Source organism: Nonomuraea insulae (assembly GCF_042656245.1).
In genome coordinates this window covers 13,798-29,478 of record NZ_JBHSPA010000042.1, presented here as the reverse complement: position 1 = coordinate 29,478, position 15,681 = coordinate 13,798, and the positions used below count along the sequence as shown (strand labels likewise).

Genomic DNA, 15,681 nt, shown 5'->3' with positions numbered 1-15,681 from the left:
CAGCCAGTTGATCAATCAGTGTTGCGACGACCTCTTGACTTCACCCGAGGCGGCGGGCAATTCGCGAGGGTCAGCCGTTGGTGGTTTCGAGCACGAGCCGGGCGAGTTCGATCCGGTCGATGTTGGGCGCGAACGCCGTGGCGTTCCCGAGCACCAGGTTGCCCGTCGCCGTGGTCAGGGTGAGGGGCGTGGCCTGGGTCCAGAAGTTGTCCCAGGCGTAGTTGTGCCGGAACACGCCCCTGGTCGTCGTGCCGCCGGTCTCGGTGATGTCGACGAAACGGCTGATCACGTCGGTGTTGTAGGGGTGCCCGGTGTTCCTGTCGGCGTTGGCGTAGTGAACCAGCAGGACATACTCGCCGGGGCCGTATCCGGCCGGGCGGGTGAGGGTGAGGGTGTTGGCCGCGCCGTTGCCGAGGTCACCGACGTAGGCGCCCGCGGAGGCGTTCGACGCGCTCGTGGCGGGGACGGTGACCACCTTCGCCGTCCCGGCCAGGGCCGCCTTCTCCGCCTCGACCCGGTGGACGGCGCCGTCGGCCCGCACGGTGGTGAGTTCGCGTAGTTCCAGACCGGCGGGCCCGCCCACCTCGACCCGGGAGATGCCGGCCGGGAGGTAGACCCGCGCCCGGGAGGTGCCCTCGCCGGATCGGGTGGCTCGCAGGCCCGGGATCTCACGGCCGTCGACGCGGACCTGGAGGCCGCCCGCGGCGCTCGCCCGGTAGGCGAGGTTCAGGTCGTGATAGCCGTCCTGGCCAGCGGCGATGAAGAACGTGGCCCGTGCGCCGCCGCCGAGGGCGACGGCCGGGCCCTGCCCCTGACGGGTGATCGTGGCGCCGCCGGACAGCCGGGCCTCGTCGACGGGGTAGGCGCTCCGCTCGGTCCCGGCGAGCTCGGTCAGGTCGAACTTGTCGAGCGTGACGTCGCTGCCGGGCAGCCGCGTGGCCCCGTCGGCGCTGGTGCGCAGGGACAGCTGGTGGGTCCCGGCGCTCAGCTGCACCTCCACGTCGGTACGGCCCCGGTAGGTCCAGCCGAGGTCGGCCGAGTACTGCACGATCTGGTTGAGCACGCCGTCCACGAAGAGGGCGTGCCTGCCCGGCATCTTGTTCGCGCCCTGGTAGACACCGAGCCGGTACCGGCCGGCGCGGGGCACGGTGACGGGGAACGTCACGGCCGAGTCGGTCTTGTTCAGGCCGCCGACGTCACGCTTGCCCGAGGTGGCGTAGAGCTGGGGGTCGGCCGTGGTGTCCTGGGGGAACGACTGTGCCGAGGTCAGCGTGGCCGACTCCGCCTCGACCGAGACGGTCCACGGTGCGCCGGTGACCGGGGCGCCACCACTGGCGGGGACGATGGTGACGCGGTAGGCGGCCATGACGTCCCCGCCGGGCAGGTCCACCTGGAGGCGGCCGGCGGAGACGGTGGCGCGCCTGGCCGCGACGACCGGCGGCTTGAGCGCGTCGCCTTCGTACCCGGACCAGGTCGTCTTGGACACCACGACGTCCACCTGCCCGCCGAAGACGCCGGAGGCGAGCCCTGCGACGTCGAGCCGGACCGGCTCCGAGCCGCCGCCGACGAGGATCGTCCCGCGCCGCGCGGACTCGTCGATCGCCGCGACGGCCTGGACGGTGTCGGCGACGTTCAGCCGGGGCGGGGTGGCCCTGACGGTCTGCCCGGTCAGGTCCGCGTACCACTTGAGCAGCCACCAGCCGCCGTTGGCCTGCCGGGTGCGGACCGCGTGGTCGTCGAGGTTGCCGGCGTAGGTCCAGAACGCCATGTCGGCGTCGACCTTGGTGTCCTCGAACAGGGAGATCCACTGGATCATCTGGCCGGGCACGGACATGTCGCGGCGGTTGCCGTACTCGTCGATGTTGATCGGCAGCGGGCCGATGCCCAGCTCACGCTCCAGCGCCCGGTAGTTCGCGTGGTGGCCGCGATAGGCGGCGAGGCTGCCGCGCGACAGTTCGTGCCAGGCCATGATGTCCGGCAGGCAGTTCCTCGAACCGCAGGTGGCGCCCTTGGCCCAGGTGAGGAAGTCGCGCAGCCGGCCCGGGTTGTACCCGGCCTCGTTGGGGCCGACAATCTTCGCGGCGGGGTCGATGGACCGGATGCGTTCGACCACCGCCTTCCAGTCGGCGAAGAACTTCTGCTTCAGCGCGGCCCAGTCCTGGTACCAGATCCCGTCGGGCTCGTTGAACGGCACCCAGACGAACTTGCCCTTGTCCCGTGGCCGGTCGCGCACGACCTTGCGCACCATCGTGTCGACCTTGGCGAGGTAGTCGTCGATGCCGCGGTTCTCGTAGGGCCATTGGCTGTAGACGTCCTGCATGTAGACGACGATCTCGCCGCCGCCCGCGGCGAAGAAGCCGTCCGCGACGACGAGCGCGTCGCCGTTGGGGTGCTGGTCGCCGTCCGGGGCCTTCTGCGCGACGGTACGCGGCCGGGCTCCGGCGAGGAGGGGACCTCCCGGCACGCCCGGGTCGGACAGGCCGTACAACATGCCGGTCGCCCCGCCGTGGACGGGACCGGTGCGCTGGGCGAAGTCCACGGCGACCACCTCGGTGGCGATGGCGGCGGCCGATGGCGTGGTGGTCATGGCGGTGAGGGTAACGAGGGCGGCCAGCATGGAGGCAGGCCGGGTTAACCGGTGCATGGATGTCCTCTCCTGAGGGTTCTCACTTGACGGCGCCGCCGGTGATGCCGGAGATGATCTTCCGTTGGGCGACGGCGAAGATCACCAGCAGGGGCAGGCTCATGAGGAGGATGTAGGCGAAGATCAGGTGCCAGTTGTTGAGGTAGAGGCCGGCGTTGGCCACCTGGAACAGGTTCAGCGGCAGGGTGTCGAGCCGGCCGCCGACGACGAAGAAGGCGTAGAAGACGTCGTTCCAGACGTACAGGCAGATGAGGATGGTCGCGGTGGCCAGCACTGGGCGCAGCAGGGGCAGGATGACCGAGACGAACACCCGCACCGGGCCCGCGCCGTCCATGCGCGCGGCCTCCTCCAGCGACAGCGGCACGGTGCGGACGAATCCGGTGACGAAGAAGATCACGGTGGACAGGTAGATGCCGACGTAGACGCCGATCATGCCGGCCGCGCTGCCCGCCAGGCCGAGTTGGCGCAGCAGGAGCACGATGGTGACGACGGCGGGCGGGAGCACGATGCCGCTGATCGCCAGGGCGTACAGGACGGCGTTGAGCCGGCCGGCCCGGCGGGCCAGGATCCAGGACGCCATCGAGCCGAACGTGAGCACCAGCACCACCGACGGGGCGACGATCAGGACGCTGCCCAGGAACGCCGACGGGATCTCGCCCTGCTGCCAGACCTGGGCCAGGTTCTCCCACAACCGCCAGTGGGACGGGAGGGAGAGGTTCGGCGACAGGGCCTCGGCCTGGGACTTGGCGGCGGTGACGACCATCAGCCACAGCGGCACGCCCATGACGGGGACGACGAGCGCGACCACCGCGAAGGGCCGCAACCGGGCGGCGAGCCCCCGCGTCACCGGCGGCCTCGTGCGCCTGGCCGTGGGCGCGCCATAGGCGGTAACGGTCACAGGATCTCCTCCCTCTTGCGCAGGACGCGGATCACCGGGAAGGCCAGCAGCGCGACCATGAGGACCAACACCAGGCTCATGGTCGTGGCCTGGGCGAACAGGCCCTGCCCGAAGGTGCGGTAGATGAAGATGTTGAGGATCTCGGTGCTGCGGGCCGGGCCGCCGCCGGTGAGGGCCTGGACGATGTCGAAGCCGTTCATGGAGCCGAGCAGCGCGGTCGCCACGTTGAACGTGACGGCCGGGGCCAGCAGCGGGAAGCGGACCTGCCAGAACGCCTGCCACGGCGTGGCGCCGTCGATGCGGGCGGCCTCCGAGACGTCCTCGGGGACGGTCTTGAGCCCGGCCAGGTAGATGAGCATCGACAGGCCCATCCACTTCCAGGCGTGGATGACCGCGGCCAGGACCAGCGTCCAGGTGGTGCTGCCGAGCCAGGCGATCTCCACCTGCCCGCCGGTCAGGGCCGAGAGCAGGGCGTTGAGGCTGCCATCCGGCTTGAGCAGCGCCTGGAAGACGTACCCGACGGCCAGGGCGGACATCAGGACCGGGACGAGGAAGGCCAGGCGGGCGGCGCGGTTGAGCCAGGTGTCCTTCTCCAGCAGCACGGCCAGGCCGAAGCCGAACAGGTTCTGGAACAGCGCCACCAGCGCGGCGTAGATCACCGTGATCCGCAGGGCGCTGAACAGGGTGCCGTCCGACAGCAGGTACACGAAGTTGTCGAAGGCCGCGTAGCGGATCTCGCTCTTGAAGCTGGACCAGTCGGTGAAGGCGTAGACGAAGTTGAACAGGGTCGGCAGGAAGAAGAAGACGAACAGGATCGCGAACGCCGGCGCCAGGAACCACATCGGGTGCGTGCCATTGTGCCGGGTGAGCGTCTCGTGGCCGGTCGGCACGGGGCTGCTCCTTGGGCGGGGGAAGAGGGTCGGGTCAGAAGCCGGTGGCGCCGGCCGCCTTGGCGAGCTGGGCGAACTGCTTCTGGGTGGCGGCGGCCACCTGCTCGGGGGTCAGGCTGCCGGTGATCATGTCGGCCAGGTTGAGGTACAGGTCGGGGTTGGCCACGGCGAGGGCCTGCATCGACCCGACCGCCTGCCCGAGCGAGGCGTGCACGTCGAGCAGCGCCCGCGGCACCCCGTCAGGGGTGGGCACGTCCGTACGCAGCGACACCGTCTTGCGGTCGGCGACGAAGCCCGCGTAGCCGGTGCCCATCCAGTACGACAGGAGCTGCCGGGCGGCCGACTCCCGCTTGGCGTCGCCCGTGCGGAAGGCCACCAGGGCGTTGGACTGGTCAGGGATGAACGTGCCGACGTTCCCCGACGGCGAGATGGGGAAGAAGCCGATCTTCTTGTCCAGTTCCGCGGTGTCCGCCTTGGCCTGGAGCTGGCCGAAGAACGAGTTCACCTGCACCGCCATGGCCGCCTGGCCGGACAGCAGCGCCTCGCCCTGGTCCTCGAACGTGGCGGTCTTGATGTCCTTGTTGAACAGGCCCTCGTCGATCAGCGACTTGTAGGTCTTGATCGCGTCCAGGATCGTCTTGTCCTCGAACGTCTCCTTGCCGGTGTTGACCCGCTCCCACAGGCCGTTCTTGGCGGCGTCGGCGAGCTGGACCTGAACCCACCACTGGGTGCCCCACTTGTCGGCGGCCATCTCGAAGAACGGGGTGACGCCCTTGCCCTTGAGCGTGCGGGCGGCCTGGAGCATCTCCTCGAACGTCTTCGGGGTCTCCTTGAGACCGTTCGCCGCGAAGACCTCCTTGTTGTAGTAGACGCCCTCGACCGCCGGGCTGGTGACGAGGGCGGCGTAGCGGGTCTTGTCCAGCAGTCCCGTGATGTCGCGCAGCTCCGGCGAGAGCGTCTGGATCCAGGGGGCGCCGTCGAGGGGCTGGAGGTTGGCGCGGGCGTTGAGCGCGGTGAGCATGGACGCGGTCGGCTGCCAGAAGGCCAGGTCGGGCTTGTCGCCGGTGGCCACCTTGGTCTGCACGCCCTGCTCGTACGGGTCGGGGATGGTGACGATCTCGACCTTGGCGCCGGTGGCCTGGGTGAAGGCGTCGGTGACGGCCTTGGGCACGGTGTTGCTGTTCTGGGCGGCCCAGATGGTGAGCGTGACCCCGTCCAGCCGGGCGGCGGGATCGGGCCAGGCCGACGGCGAGCCGGCGGTGGGGACGGCGGCGGGACCGGCGGAGGGGTCGCTGCAGGCCGCGAGGCCCAGGACGAGGGCCGCAGCGGTGGCGAGACGCTGTGCGAGCTTCACGATGTGGCTTCCTTAGCGGGGACGAAGGTGCAGGATGCGAGCGGTGGGGGCGGGGACGGCCGTGACGGTGAGCTCGGCCGTGCGGGGGTTCCAGGTGTGCGTCCAGCCGTCCGCCGCCGAGGGGTAGGCGATCTCCACGCTCAGGTCCCGTCCGGTCAGGTGCGGGAGCGGGAGCACGGTGGTGTCCTGGGCTCCGGGTCTGCGCCAGATCCCCAGGTGGGTGGCCTCGCCGCTGCGGAGGCCGAGGGCGAGCCACGGGTCGTCCCAGCCGGGCAGGCCGAGCGGCCAGCACGGTGTGGCGCGCAGCAGGTCGGGGCGCAGGCTCTTGTGGAGCCGTACGCCGTCGCTGACCAGGGCGAGCTGTTCCGGGGTCATCCGGTGGAGGTTGCCGGACAGGTAGAGGCGGCCGAGGATCCCGGTGCACATGGTGAACGCGATCTCCTCGTCGCTCATCCCGGGCTGGGGGTAGGCCCAGTTGGCGGCCTGCTCGGGCAGCACCGACAGGGGCGCGGCGACCGCGATCGGCGGGTAGCGCAGGAAGTCCTGCTGGTCGCTGGTGGACTGCAGGTGCAGGCGCGAGAGCATCGCGTAGTCCATGCGCATCGCGCCGGAGCCGCAGTTCTCCAGCACCAGGTTCGGGTGCCGGTCCAGCACGCCTTCCAGCCAGGCCAGGTGGGCCCGGTTGTGCGCGAGCAGCCCTGCGCCGACGCTCGTGGCGTCCACGTCGGTGCCCGCGCCGGGGTTGATGTTGTAGTCGAGCTTGAAGAAGCCGACGCCCAGCTCCTCGACCAGGCGGTCCACGACCTGGTCGAGGTGGGCGACGGCGGCGGGGTGGCGCAGGTCCAGGTGGTGTCGGCCGTGCTCGGCGATCCTGGTGCCGCCGCGCTGGAGGAACGCGGCGTCGGGCAGCTTGTCGGTCATCGGGCTGCGTACGCCGATCACCTCCGGCTCCAGCCACAACCCCGGCGTCATGCCGTGGCCGGTGACGCGGGCCAGCACCTCCGCGAGGCCCCTCGGGAAGCGGCTCTGGGAGGGCTGCCACTCGCCGACGCTGTCCCACCAGTCGCCGCCGTCGTCGTACCAGCCGGCGTCCACGCAGAAGATCTCCGCGCCCGCCGCGGCGGCGGCGTCGATGAGGGGCAGCAGCTTGTCCGTGGTGGGGTCGCCCATGAGCGTGTTCATGTAGTCGTTGAAGACCACCGGCAGCGCGGCCCTGTCCGGGTGGGGACGCAGCAGAGCCCGCCGGTACGCGGTCAGCGCCGCCGCCGCGCCCTCCACTCCCCCGTCCGAGACGGCGATCGCGACCGGCACGGTGGTGAACTCCTCGCCGGGGGCCAGCAGTTCGTTCCACTGGTGGTCGAGGTCGGTGGGGCCGGACAGGGCGACGTACGCGCCGTCCAGCCGCTCCCCCGCCTCCCACCGCCACGGGCCGTTGTGCTCGATCTGCCAGAGCCAGGTCCGGCCGGTGGCGCGGTCGCTCAGCGCGCCCATCGGCACGTGCTCACCGCTCGACCACGTGCCGGAACTGGTCACCGCGAACGTGCCCTTGCCGTGCTGGCCGTGCCCGGCGAGGCCGAGGTCGTCGGCGAGCGGCCGGCCGGTCCAGCGGTTCTCGCCGAGCCATTCGCTGGTGGCGTACAGGACTTCCGGGCCGGCGGCGGGGAAGGCGGCGGCGAAGGACGAGACGGCCAGCAGCAGCACCGGCAGCTCGCCGGTGTTGCGCACCCGGACCCTCGCCTGCAACGCCGCCACGCCGTCGGGGGAACGCAACCTCAGCTCGGCCTCCAGCCCGGACACCTCGTCCCGCATCCGCACCCGCAACTCGTGCCAGCCGCCGTCCCTCGACTGCTCGGAGCCCGTGTAGCGCAGCCGGCAGCCCACCGCCGTCTCCGACAACCGCTGCGAGGCCCTGGCCCGGCCCTCGCCGGGCACCAGCACCTCCACCAGCGGCTGCGACACCCGCGCCGGCGTCGAACCCCGGCCCGCCGCCAGCTCGCGCAGGCTCACCGGGCCATCCGGATGGATCTCCACGGTGACCGCGAGGCCCGAATGACCCCAGCGCAGGTGTTCAAGCATCAACTCTCCCAAGCGTGTGACCGGTCACATGTACGAGTTAGTGTGAGCGGTCACACGCGGAAAGGGGAAGCCCTCTTTGCGGGATCGTTACGCGCGGGTTTCAGGAACGAGGCGCGGTGGACTCACGCAGGACCAGTGTCGGCGGGGTGAGGGCGGGCTCGGGCTGCGCCTGCCCGGTCAGCTCCGCCACGGCCGCGCGGAAACAGGCACGGCCCAGGCCGACGAAGTCCATCCGCACCGTGGTCAGCGCCGGCGTCCAGTAGGCGGAGCCAGGGATGTCGTCGAAGCCGACGATGCTCACGTCGCCGGGCACGTCCTTGCCCGCGTCGTACAGCGCCCGTCGCACCCCCTGGGCGATGTCGTCGTTGCCGCACAGGATCGCGGTCACGTCAGGCTCGGCGGCCAGCCGCCGCCCGGCGGTGTAGGCGGAGGCGATGTCCCAGCCGCAGGCCAGCGCCTCGGGGATCTGCGCCCGCGCCTCCGTGAGCGCGTCGCGCCAGCCCGCCTGCCGGCCGCCGGCCAGCCCTTCCGACGGGATGGCGACGTGGTGCACGGTGCGGTGGCCCAGCTCCAGCAGGTGCCGCGTGGCGTCGGCGGCGGCGCGGCGCTCGTCAAGCGCGATCGCGACCCGGCCCCGGTCGGGCGCGTTCGGCTCCGCGGCGGCGACGGCGGGCACGTGCTCGGGCAGCGCCTCCAGCACCCCGACCCCCATGGCGTCGAACGCGATCACCACCACACCGCCCGCGCTGGCGTCGCTGACGTAGTCGACCGTCTGCTTCACCTCGGCGGGCTCGGCCGACTCCACGACCCTGACGCCCATGGCCATGCCCTCGGCCCTGGCCGCCTCCTCCAGGCCCTGCAGGGTGGCGGCGTAACCGTACAGGACGGTGTTGGAGGTCACGGCGGTGATGCCGCGGGCGCGCCCCAGGCTCAGGGCGCGCGCCGCCCGGCTCGGCCGGAAGCCGAGCCGCTCGATCGCCGCGAGCACCGCCGTGCGCGTCTCGGGACGCACGCGGGGGGACTCGTTCAGCACGCGCGAGACGGTCTGGTACGAGACCCCGGCGGCGGCGGCGACATCCCGGATGCTGGGCATGGCCGTATCGCGGGAGACGCGGCGAGGAGTCGAGGTCACGATCACATGGTAGGGCCAGCCCTCCAGGCAGGGCCCGGCGCCGCGGGCCTGGTCACGCGCTCACAGGTAGGCGCTCAGGTCGCGCAGGTCGATCAGGGGCAGCCCCCAGCGCAGCGCGGCGGCCTCCAGGTCGGCGGCGTCGGCCATCGTCCCGTCGGCGTTCATCACCTCGCAGCACACCCCCACCGGTGGCAGGCCCGCCGCCACGCACAGCGCGACGGTGGCCTCGGTGTGCCCGGCGCGCTCCTTCAGCAGGCCGGAACGGGCGCCGAGCGGGATGACGTGACCCGGCGAGGTGAAATCGGCCGCGCGGGCGTCGGGGTGGGCCAGCCGCCTGACGGTCGCGGCCCGTTCCGCGGCGCTGACGCCGGTCCCCGTGCTCGCCGCCAGGTCCACGGGCACGTGGAAGGCGGTGCCCTGGTGGTCGCCTTCGCCGGGCATGGGCGGGATCTCCAGCCGGTCGAGGATTTCCGGGGCGCACGGCACGCACGGGTAGCCGTACACCTGGGTCAGCAGGAAGGTGAACGCGGCGGGTGGCAGGGCCGTGCCGGCGAAGATGACGTCGCCCTCGACCTCGCGGTCGGGGTCCCACACCATGACCGCGCCACCGGCGGCGAACTGGGTCACCGCCTTCTCCACGCCGAGCCGGCCCGCGACGTGGCCGGCCCAGCCCAGCGCCGAGACCGCGCGGGCGACCTCCGCCCCCGCCGCCGGCGGCCGGGCGGCGGCCAGCCTGGCCACCAGGTCGGACTCCAGGTTGACCCGGTCACCCACGTCCAGGCCGGCCAGTGTCGTGCCGGTCAGCGTGGAGGGGACCAGCACCACCGAGAACCGGTCCTTGACGACCTCGGCGACGGCCAGGCTGACGCCGTCGACCGCGATGGAGCCCTTGGCGGCCACCTTGAGCATGAAGCGCGCCGGAGGCCGGATCCACAACCGCCGTCCCGTGCCGTGCCGCTCCGCGCCGAGGACCTTCCCCACCGCGTCGACGTGGCCCTGCACCAGGTGGCCGTCGAGCGGGTCGCCGAGGGCCAGCGGGGTTTCGAGGTTCACCCGGAGACCGGGCTCCAGGAGCTGGTCGAAGGTGGTCCTGCGGCGGGTCTCCGCGCTGATCGAGGCGGTCACCCGCTCCTCGTCCACGTGCTCGGCGATCACCCGGACCCCGGCGACGTTCACCGTCCCGCCCGATGCCAGCCGCCCGGCGCTTTTGGGTGACCTGATGATGATCTGCTCACCGCTTACGGACTCGATGAGCCCGATCTCGTGGATTCTTCCGCTGTACATGCCCAGCTCCCCTTCAGCCGTGCCGATGGCCGCGCCCGTCGCGGTCCGGAGGCGTCAGGGACCCAAGTCGGGTCCGAGAGGGGGCGGGGTGTCACCGCGTGGCTCCGGGATCGCGCCGGATCGTTCGTCCAGAGGAGGAACCGGCGGGCTGTCACCGCCGCACCTTGGAATCTCACCACTGCCACCATAACCGTCGATGGGGCTGGTAAGTAAGGGTCCACTGCTCTCCTGGCCTGCTCACCTCCAAGCTTCTGCGCCTGCTGAAGCGGACCGAGCTGGGAGTGGCTCTGGTCCCTGTCTGCCTGCCGGACCGGACGACGGTTCGGACGGTGACATCGCGGTAGGCGGCAGCAGGCGGGCCAGGGGGCGCGGCAGCCACCAGTTGCGCCGCCCCAGCAGCCGCATCAGCGCCGGTACGAGGACCATGCGGATCAGGGTGGCGTCGATCGTGATGGCCGCCGCGACGGCGAACCCGAGCTGCCTGAGGTCCTCGCGATGGCTCAGCATGAGCCCGGTGAAGGTGACGGCCATCGCCGCGGCGGCCAGGGTGATGGGGCGGGCGGTGTGGCGCAGGCCGTACACGATGGCGGCGTCGTTGTCGCCGGTCGCCCGGTAGCGCGCGGCGATGCGGTGGACCAGGAACACCTCGTAGTCGATGGACAGCGCGAACACCATGGAGAAGGTCAGCAGCGGCATCAGGGCGTTGATCTGCTCGCCGTCCTGCTGGAAGAGGGCGGTGAGCAGGCCGAAGGCGGCCGCGATGGACAGGACGTTCATGGCGATGGCCTTGAGGGGGACGAGCACGCTACGGAAGACGATCAGCAGCAGGACGAAGGAGCAGGCCAGGACCAGGGCCATGACCTGCCACAACCGGGTCAGCAGCTCCGCGGTCAGCTCGGAGACGAAGGCGGCGGGGCCGGTGGCGTACATCTGCTGGCCGGGTGGCAGCAGCCGGGCGGCGACCTCGCGTACGTGCCGGGTGAGGGCGGCGGAGGCGGCGCTGTCCGGGGCGGGCCGTTCGAGGAGCAGCAGCAGGGTCAGGTCGCGGCCGTTGTCCATCGCGGCGGTCAGCGCCACGCGGGGATCGGCGTCGAGCTCGGCGGCCATGGCGGTGGTGTCCACCGGCGCCGCTCCTCGCGGGTGCGGCAGCGCGAGCAGGCTGATGCCCGCCATCCGGTCGGCCTCCATCTGCGCCATGGCGCGCCCGACGTCGCTGCCCGCCAGGGCCGCGCGGTCGTAGGTGATGGCCGGCCGCAGCTCCAGGGCGGGGGTCGCGGCGAGCAGCAGCAGCGCGGTCACGCCCACCACGTACGGCCAGGGGTGGCGCATCAGGTGCCCGGCCCAGCCCAGCCAACCGGCCGCCTGCCCCTCGGGGGCTCCGCGGCGCGTGGGATGCCAGGGCAGGCGCCCTCGTTCCAGCAGCGCGTCGAACCGTACGAGCAGCACAGGCAGCAGGGTCAGCGTGGCGGCGGCGGACACCACGGCCGCCAGGATGCCCGCGACCGCCATGGCGCGGATGAGCGGCGCCGGTACGACCAGCAGGCACGCGGCCATGCCGGCGACGGCCAGCGCGCACCACGTCACGGTCCTGCCCGCGGTGGCGGAGGCGAACGCGGCGGCGGCGTCAGGCGGGCGCCCGAGCGCGCGGGCCCGCCGGTAACGCAGCAGGATCAGGAGGGCGTAGTCCAGGCCCAGGCCCAGGCAGATGGTGGCCGTCACGGTCAGCAGGCTCGAATCGACCCGCATCAGCGGCCGGAGCGCCGCCAGGACGCCGGTGCTGACGAGGATGGACACGCCGGCGACCAGCATCGGGACGGCGGCGGCGCCGGCCGCGCCGAGCCCCGCCAGCAGCAGCAGCGCCACCACCGACGCCGTGATGACCTCGATCACCCGCAGGTCCGCCACGTCCGTGCGGGTGACCTGGCTGAACGCCGGAGTGACACCGGCGATCGACACGCGCACGGCCTCGCCGCAGGCCTGCTGCGCGGATCGCAGCTGGCCGGGCAGCCACCGCTGCCGGTCGGCCTCCTCGCCGTCGACGCCGACCAGCACATACGCGTGGTGCGGGTCCAGCCCCTCGGGCGCGGGCAGCGGCTGCACGGACGCGATCTCGGGACGGGTGTCCAGCGCCGCGATGGTCGCGCTCATCGCCCGCTGATAGGGCTCCTCGGACGAGCGGTAGGTGTCGGAGTCGAAGACCAGCACCAGTTGCTCGGCCCCGAACCGCGGGAACCTCCGCGCGACCAGCTCCGCGGCCTGCGCCGACGGCGAGCCCTCCACCCGCAGCGACGGTGTCGCGAGCGTCCGCATCAGGCTGGGCAGGCAGATCGCGGATCCGGCCGTGAGCACCAGCCACAGGGTCAGCACCGCCCACCCGCGCCAAGGGGGTGTTCGCTCACGGCCCAGCATCGATGCCCCCGGTCTTATGAAGTGTTACATAGGGTGACGTCATGGTCCGGATATGTAGCGTTCCCGGCGACGGGAGCCTGGGGCCGTCTCTCGGTCCGAGGACGCGTGAGGGCGGTCGCGACGCTGGCAGCGAACATCGTCCGGCGCGCTCTCCAGACGTCGGACAGTGCCTGGCTCGGGCACTAGGGTTTGCCGCATGAATACCATTACGGAGAGTAGCATCATGCGCACTCTCAGATACGACCTACCGGCATCGCTGGTCGTGTTCCTGGTCGCGGTGCCCCTGTCACTGGGCATAGCCCTGGCCGCCGGGGCGCCCCTGGCGGCCGGTCTCATCGCCGCCGCGGCGGGCGGGATCGTCGCCGGCCTGCTGGGCGGCTCGCCCGTTCAGGTGAGCGGCCCGACGGCGAGCCTGACCCTGGTGATCGCCGGTTTGGTGCAGACCCACGGCTGGCGGGCCACGTGCCTGATCACCATCATGGCCGGCGGCGTGCAGGTGCTGCTCGGAGCGTTCAAGGCGGCGCGCGCCGCGCTGGCCGTCTCCCCCGCGGTCGTCCACGGCATGCTGGCCGGAGTCGGCATCATCATCGCCCTCGCCCAGCTCCACGTGGTGCTGGGCGGCAGCCCGCAACACTCCGCCTGGGCGAACCTGGTCCAGCTCCCCGGCCAGATCATGAACATGCACGGCCACAAGGTCATGGTCGGCGTGCTCACCGTCACGGTGCTGCTGGTCTGGGAACGGCTGCCCAAGCACATCAAGGCGGTCCCGGCGCCGCTGGCGGCGCTGCTCATGGCCGCCGGCACGGCCTGGCTTTTCAACTGGAACGTCACCCGCATCGACCTGTCCGGCGCGATCACCGCGTGGGCGCCACCGGAGCTGCCGCACGGCGACTGGCAGTACATCGCCGGCGCGGTGCTGCTGGTGGCGCTGCTGGCCGGGGCGGAGTCGCTCCTGTGCTGCGTGGCCACCGAGGGCATGCACGCCGGTCCCCGCTCCGACCTGGACAAGGAGCTGTCCGGGCAGGGCGTGGCGAACATGGTCAGCGGGGCCCTCGGCGGGCTGCCGGTGGCCGGGGTGATCGTCCGCAGCACCACCAACATCCGGGCGGGCGCGCGCACCCAGTGGTCGGCCGTCCTGCACGGCGTGTGGGTGCTGCTGTTCGCGCTCTGCCTGGGCTGGACGATCAGGCTGATCCCGATGGAGGCGCTGGCGGCGCTGCTGGTCTTCATCGGCATCAGGACGATCAGCCTCGGCCACGTCAGGAAGGTGCACGGCCACAACGAGGTGCCCCTCTACCTGGTCACCATGACAGGCGTGATCCTGGTGGGGCTGGCCGAGGGCGTCCTGGCCGGGCTGGCGCTGGCGGCACTGCTGGCGTTGCGGCGGCTGACGCGGGTGACGGTGGACAAGCGCCAGGAGCCCAACGGGCGCCTGCACGCCACGGTCTCCGGCTCGCTCACCTTTCTCGGCGTGCCCGGCCTGACCCAGGAGCTGCGTACGATCCCGCCCGGCGCCACCGTGGACCTGGACCTGAACATCGACTTCATGGACCACGCCGCCTTCGAGGCGATCCACTCCTGGCGGCTGGACCACGAGCGGCTGGGCGGCACGGTCAGCATCGACGAGCTGCACGACGAGTGGTACGCGCTGGCGGCCAGCGGCGCCCGAATGTTCCCCGCCAAGAGCCCGCCCAAGGCGGCCGGGCACTGGTGGCTACCCTGGACCCACCGCCGTAGTTCCGCCACGGCGGTCGAGTGCCGGCTCACCCGGGGGGCCGACGAGTTCCACCGGCGCACGGCGCCGCTCCTGCGCTCCATCTTCACGGAACTGGCCGTCAAGCAGCAGCCCACGCACCTGTTCATCACCTGCGCCGACTCCCGCATCATGCCGAGCCTGATCACCTCCAGCGGCCCCGGCGACCTGTTCACGGTGCGCAACATCGGCAACCTCGTGCCCTGCGCGGGCTCCGAGCCAGGCGACGACTCGGTGGCCGCCGCCATCGAATACGCCACGCGCGTCCTCAACGTGCACACCATCACGGTCTGCGGGCACTCCGGCTGCGGCGCGATGGGTGCGCTGCTCAACGGCCCGGCGACCACCGCGGGCCTGCCGCAGCTCGAACGCTGGCTCCGCCATGGCGACCCCAGCCTGGCCGGGCTCGGCGGGATCCGCGACCAGAGCTCGCTGGACACGCTGTGCCGGCTGAACGTCCAGCAGCAACTCAGGAACCTGATGACCTACGACAGGGTCGATGAGCAGGTCAGGGCCGGGCGGCTGAAGCTGGTCGGGCTCTTCTTCGACATCGGGTCGGCGCGGGTAGAGGTCGTCCCGCCGATGACCGCCGCCGTCCCGGCGATCCCTCCGGAGCCGTGTCGCTGACGCCTGGGCGCGTTTGAGCGGACCTCACTCGGCCAGGTGGGTGCGTTCGCCGTGGTGGTCGAGGATGGTGAGCAGCTCCGCGGGGCCCTCGTGAGCGCCTATGGCGTGCGGGGTCATGGTGGAGAACTCGGCCGCGTCGCCCGTCCGTACCAAGATCGTACGTTCTCCCAGGTGCAGGCGGGCGATGCCGGACAACACGGTGAACCACTCACGGCCGGGGTGCACCTTCAGGTGCTCGGCGCCGGTGGGCCGGTCGGGGGTGATGCGCATCTTCGCCACGGTCACGCCGTTGAGCGAACGTTCGCTGGACAGGAGCCAGCTCGTCATCCCGAGAGCGTGGCAGGGCTCGGGCCGGATCACCACGTCCTCGTCGGCGGCGGACTCGACGAGCTGGTCGAGGGTGGTGTCGAGGGCGCGGGCGATCGGGACGAGCTGGTCGAGGGCGATCCTGCGGTGGCCGGTCTCGATGCGGCTCAGGTTGGACGGGCTGAGGTGGCAGCGCGCCGCGAGGGCGTCCAGTGACCAGCCGCGCGCCAACCGCAGGCCACGGATACGCTGCCGGATCACGGTGTCAAGGTCAAGGTCGTCTTGCGCCATGGGCAAGAGTATATGTC

10 protein-coding genes are annotated in these 15,681 nt (G+C 71.7%); 1 reads left to right on the top strand and 9 read right to left on the bottom strand.

The window, feature by feature from the left end; translation table 11 throughout:
• Positions 1 to 70 precede the first annotated feature (70 nt).
• From ACFPZ3_RS33885 to ACFPZ3_RS33850, 8 genes are all read right to left on the bottom strand, one after another.
• Positions 71 to 2,587: a CBM35 domain-containing protein gene (locus ACFPZ3_RS33885; RefSeq protein WP_379518384.1), complete on the bottom strand. Its 2,517-nt coding sequence runs from the start codon at positions 2,585 to 2,587 to the stop codon at positions 71 to 73.
• A 79-nt stretch (positions 2,588 to 2,666) separates the two neighbouring features.
• On the bottom strand, positions 2,667 to 3,542 hold the full coding sequence (locus tag ACFPZ3_RS33880; protein ID WP_379518383.1) for a carbohydrate ABC transporter permease: 876 nt from the start codon (positions 3,540 to 3,542) through the stop codon (positions 2,667 to 2,669).
• A complete protein-coding gene (locus ACFPZ3_RS33875; protein ID WP_379518382.1) occupies positions 3,539 to 4,432 on the bottom strand; it encodes a carbohydrate ABC transporter permease in 894 nt (297 codons plus the stop codon). Before ACFPZ3_RS33875 ends, ACFPZ3_RS33880 begins: the two co-directional genes overlap by 4 nt.
• Before the next feature lie 34 nt (positions 4,433 to 4,466).
• Positions 4,467 to 5,786 (bottom strand): ABC transporter substrate-binding protein, encoded by a 1,320-nt coding sequence (locus ACFPZ3_RS33870; RefSeq protein WP_379518381.1) that lies wholly within the window; start codon positions 5,784 to 5,786, stop codon positions 4,467 to 4,469.
• 12 nt (positions 5,787 to 5,798) lie between these two features.
• Complete coding sequence (locus tag ACFPZ3_RS33865; RefSeq protein ID WP_379518380.1) at positions 5,799 to 7,862, bottom strand: glycoside hydrolase family 36 protein; 2,064 nt, start codon at positions 7,860 to 7,862, stop codon at positions 5,799 to 5,801.
• A gap of 100 nt (positions 7,863 to 7,962) precedes the next feature.
• Positions 7,963 to 8,994, bottom strand: coding sequence for a LacI family DNA-binding transcriptional regulator (locus ACFPZ3_RS33860; protein WP_379518379.1), 1,032 nt, complete (start codon positions 8,992 to 8,994; stop codon positions 7,963 to 7,965).
• Positions 8,995 to 9,054: 60 nt separating this feature from the next.
• On the bottom strand, positions 9,055 to 10,278 hold the full coding sequence (locus ACFPZ3_RS33855) for a 3,4-dihydroxy-2-butanone-4-phosphate synthase (RefSeq protein ID WP_379518378.1): 1,224 nt from the start codon (positions 10,276 to 10,278) through the stop codon (positions 9,055 to 9,057).
• 237 nt (positions 10,279 to 10,515) lie between these two features.
• Complete coding sequence (locus tag ACFPZ3_RS33850; RefSeq protein ID WP_379518377.1) at positions 10,516 to 12,687, bottom strand: MMPL family transporter; 2,172 nt, start codon at positions 12,685 to 12,687, stop codon at positions 10,516 to 10,518.
• 223 nt (positions 12,688 to 12,910) lie between these two features.
• Between ACFPZ3_RS33850 and ACFPZ3_RS33845 the strand changes: the two genes are divergently transcribed.
• Complete coding sequence (locus ACFPZ3_RS33845; protein WP_379518376.1) at positions 12,911 to 15,067, top strand: bifunctional SulP family inorganic anion transporter/carbonic anhydrase; 2,157 nt, start codon at positions 12,911 to 12,913, stop codon at positions 15,065 to 15,067.
• A gap of 24 nt (positions 15,068 to 15,091) precedes the next feature.
• Here the strand turns inward: ACFPZ3_RS33845 and ACFPZ3_RS33840 are convergent, their stop codons facing one another.
• A complete protein-coding gene (locus ACFPZ3_RS33840; RefSeq protein ID WP_379518375.1) occupies positions 15,092 to 15,664 on the bottom strand; it encodes a helix-turn-helix domain-containing protein in 573 nt (190 codons plus the stop codon).
• Positions 15,665 to 15,681 lie beyond the last annotated feature (17 nt).

What these genes read in the sequence shown, in the direction of transcription:
- ACFPZ3_RS33885 (WP_379518384.1), bottom strand. Translation starts at nt 2,587, where the DNA reads ATGACCACCACGCCATCGGCCGCCGCCATCGCCACCGAGGTGGTCGCC.
- ACFPZ3_RS33865 (WP_379518380.1), bottom strand. Translation starts at nt 7,862, where the DNA reads ATGCTTGAACACCTGCGCTGGGGTCATTCGGGCCTCGCGGTCACCGTG.
- ACFPZ3_RS33855 (WP_379518378.1), bottom strand. Translation starts at nt 10,278, where the DNA reads ATGTACAGCGGAAGAATCCACGAGATCGGGCTCATCGAGTCCGTAAGC.
- ACFPZ3_RS33850 (WP_379518377.1), bottom strand. Translation starts at nt 12,687, where the DNA reads ATGCTGGGCCGTGAGCGAACACCCCCTTGGCGCGGGTGGGCGGTGCTG.
- ACFPZ3_RS33845 (WP_379518376.1), top strand. Translation starts at nt 12,911, where the DNA reads ATGCGCACTCTCAGATACGACCTACCGGCATCGCTGGTCGTGTTCCTG.
- ACFPZ3_RS33840 (WP_379518375.1), bottom strand. Translation starts at nt 15,664, where the DNA reads ATGGCGCAAGACGACCTTGACCTTGACACCGTGATCCGGCAGCGTATC.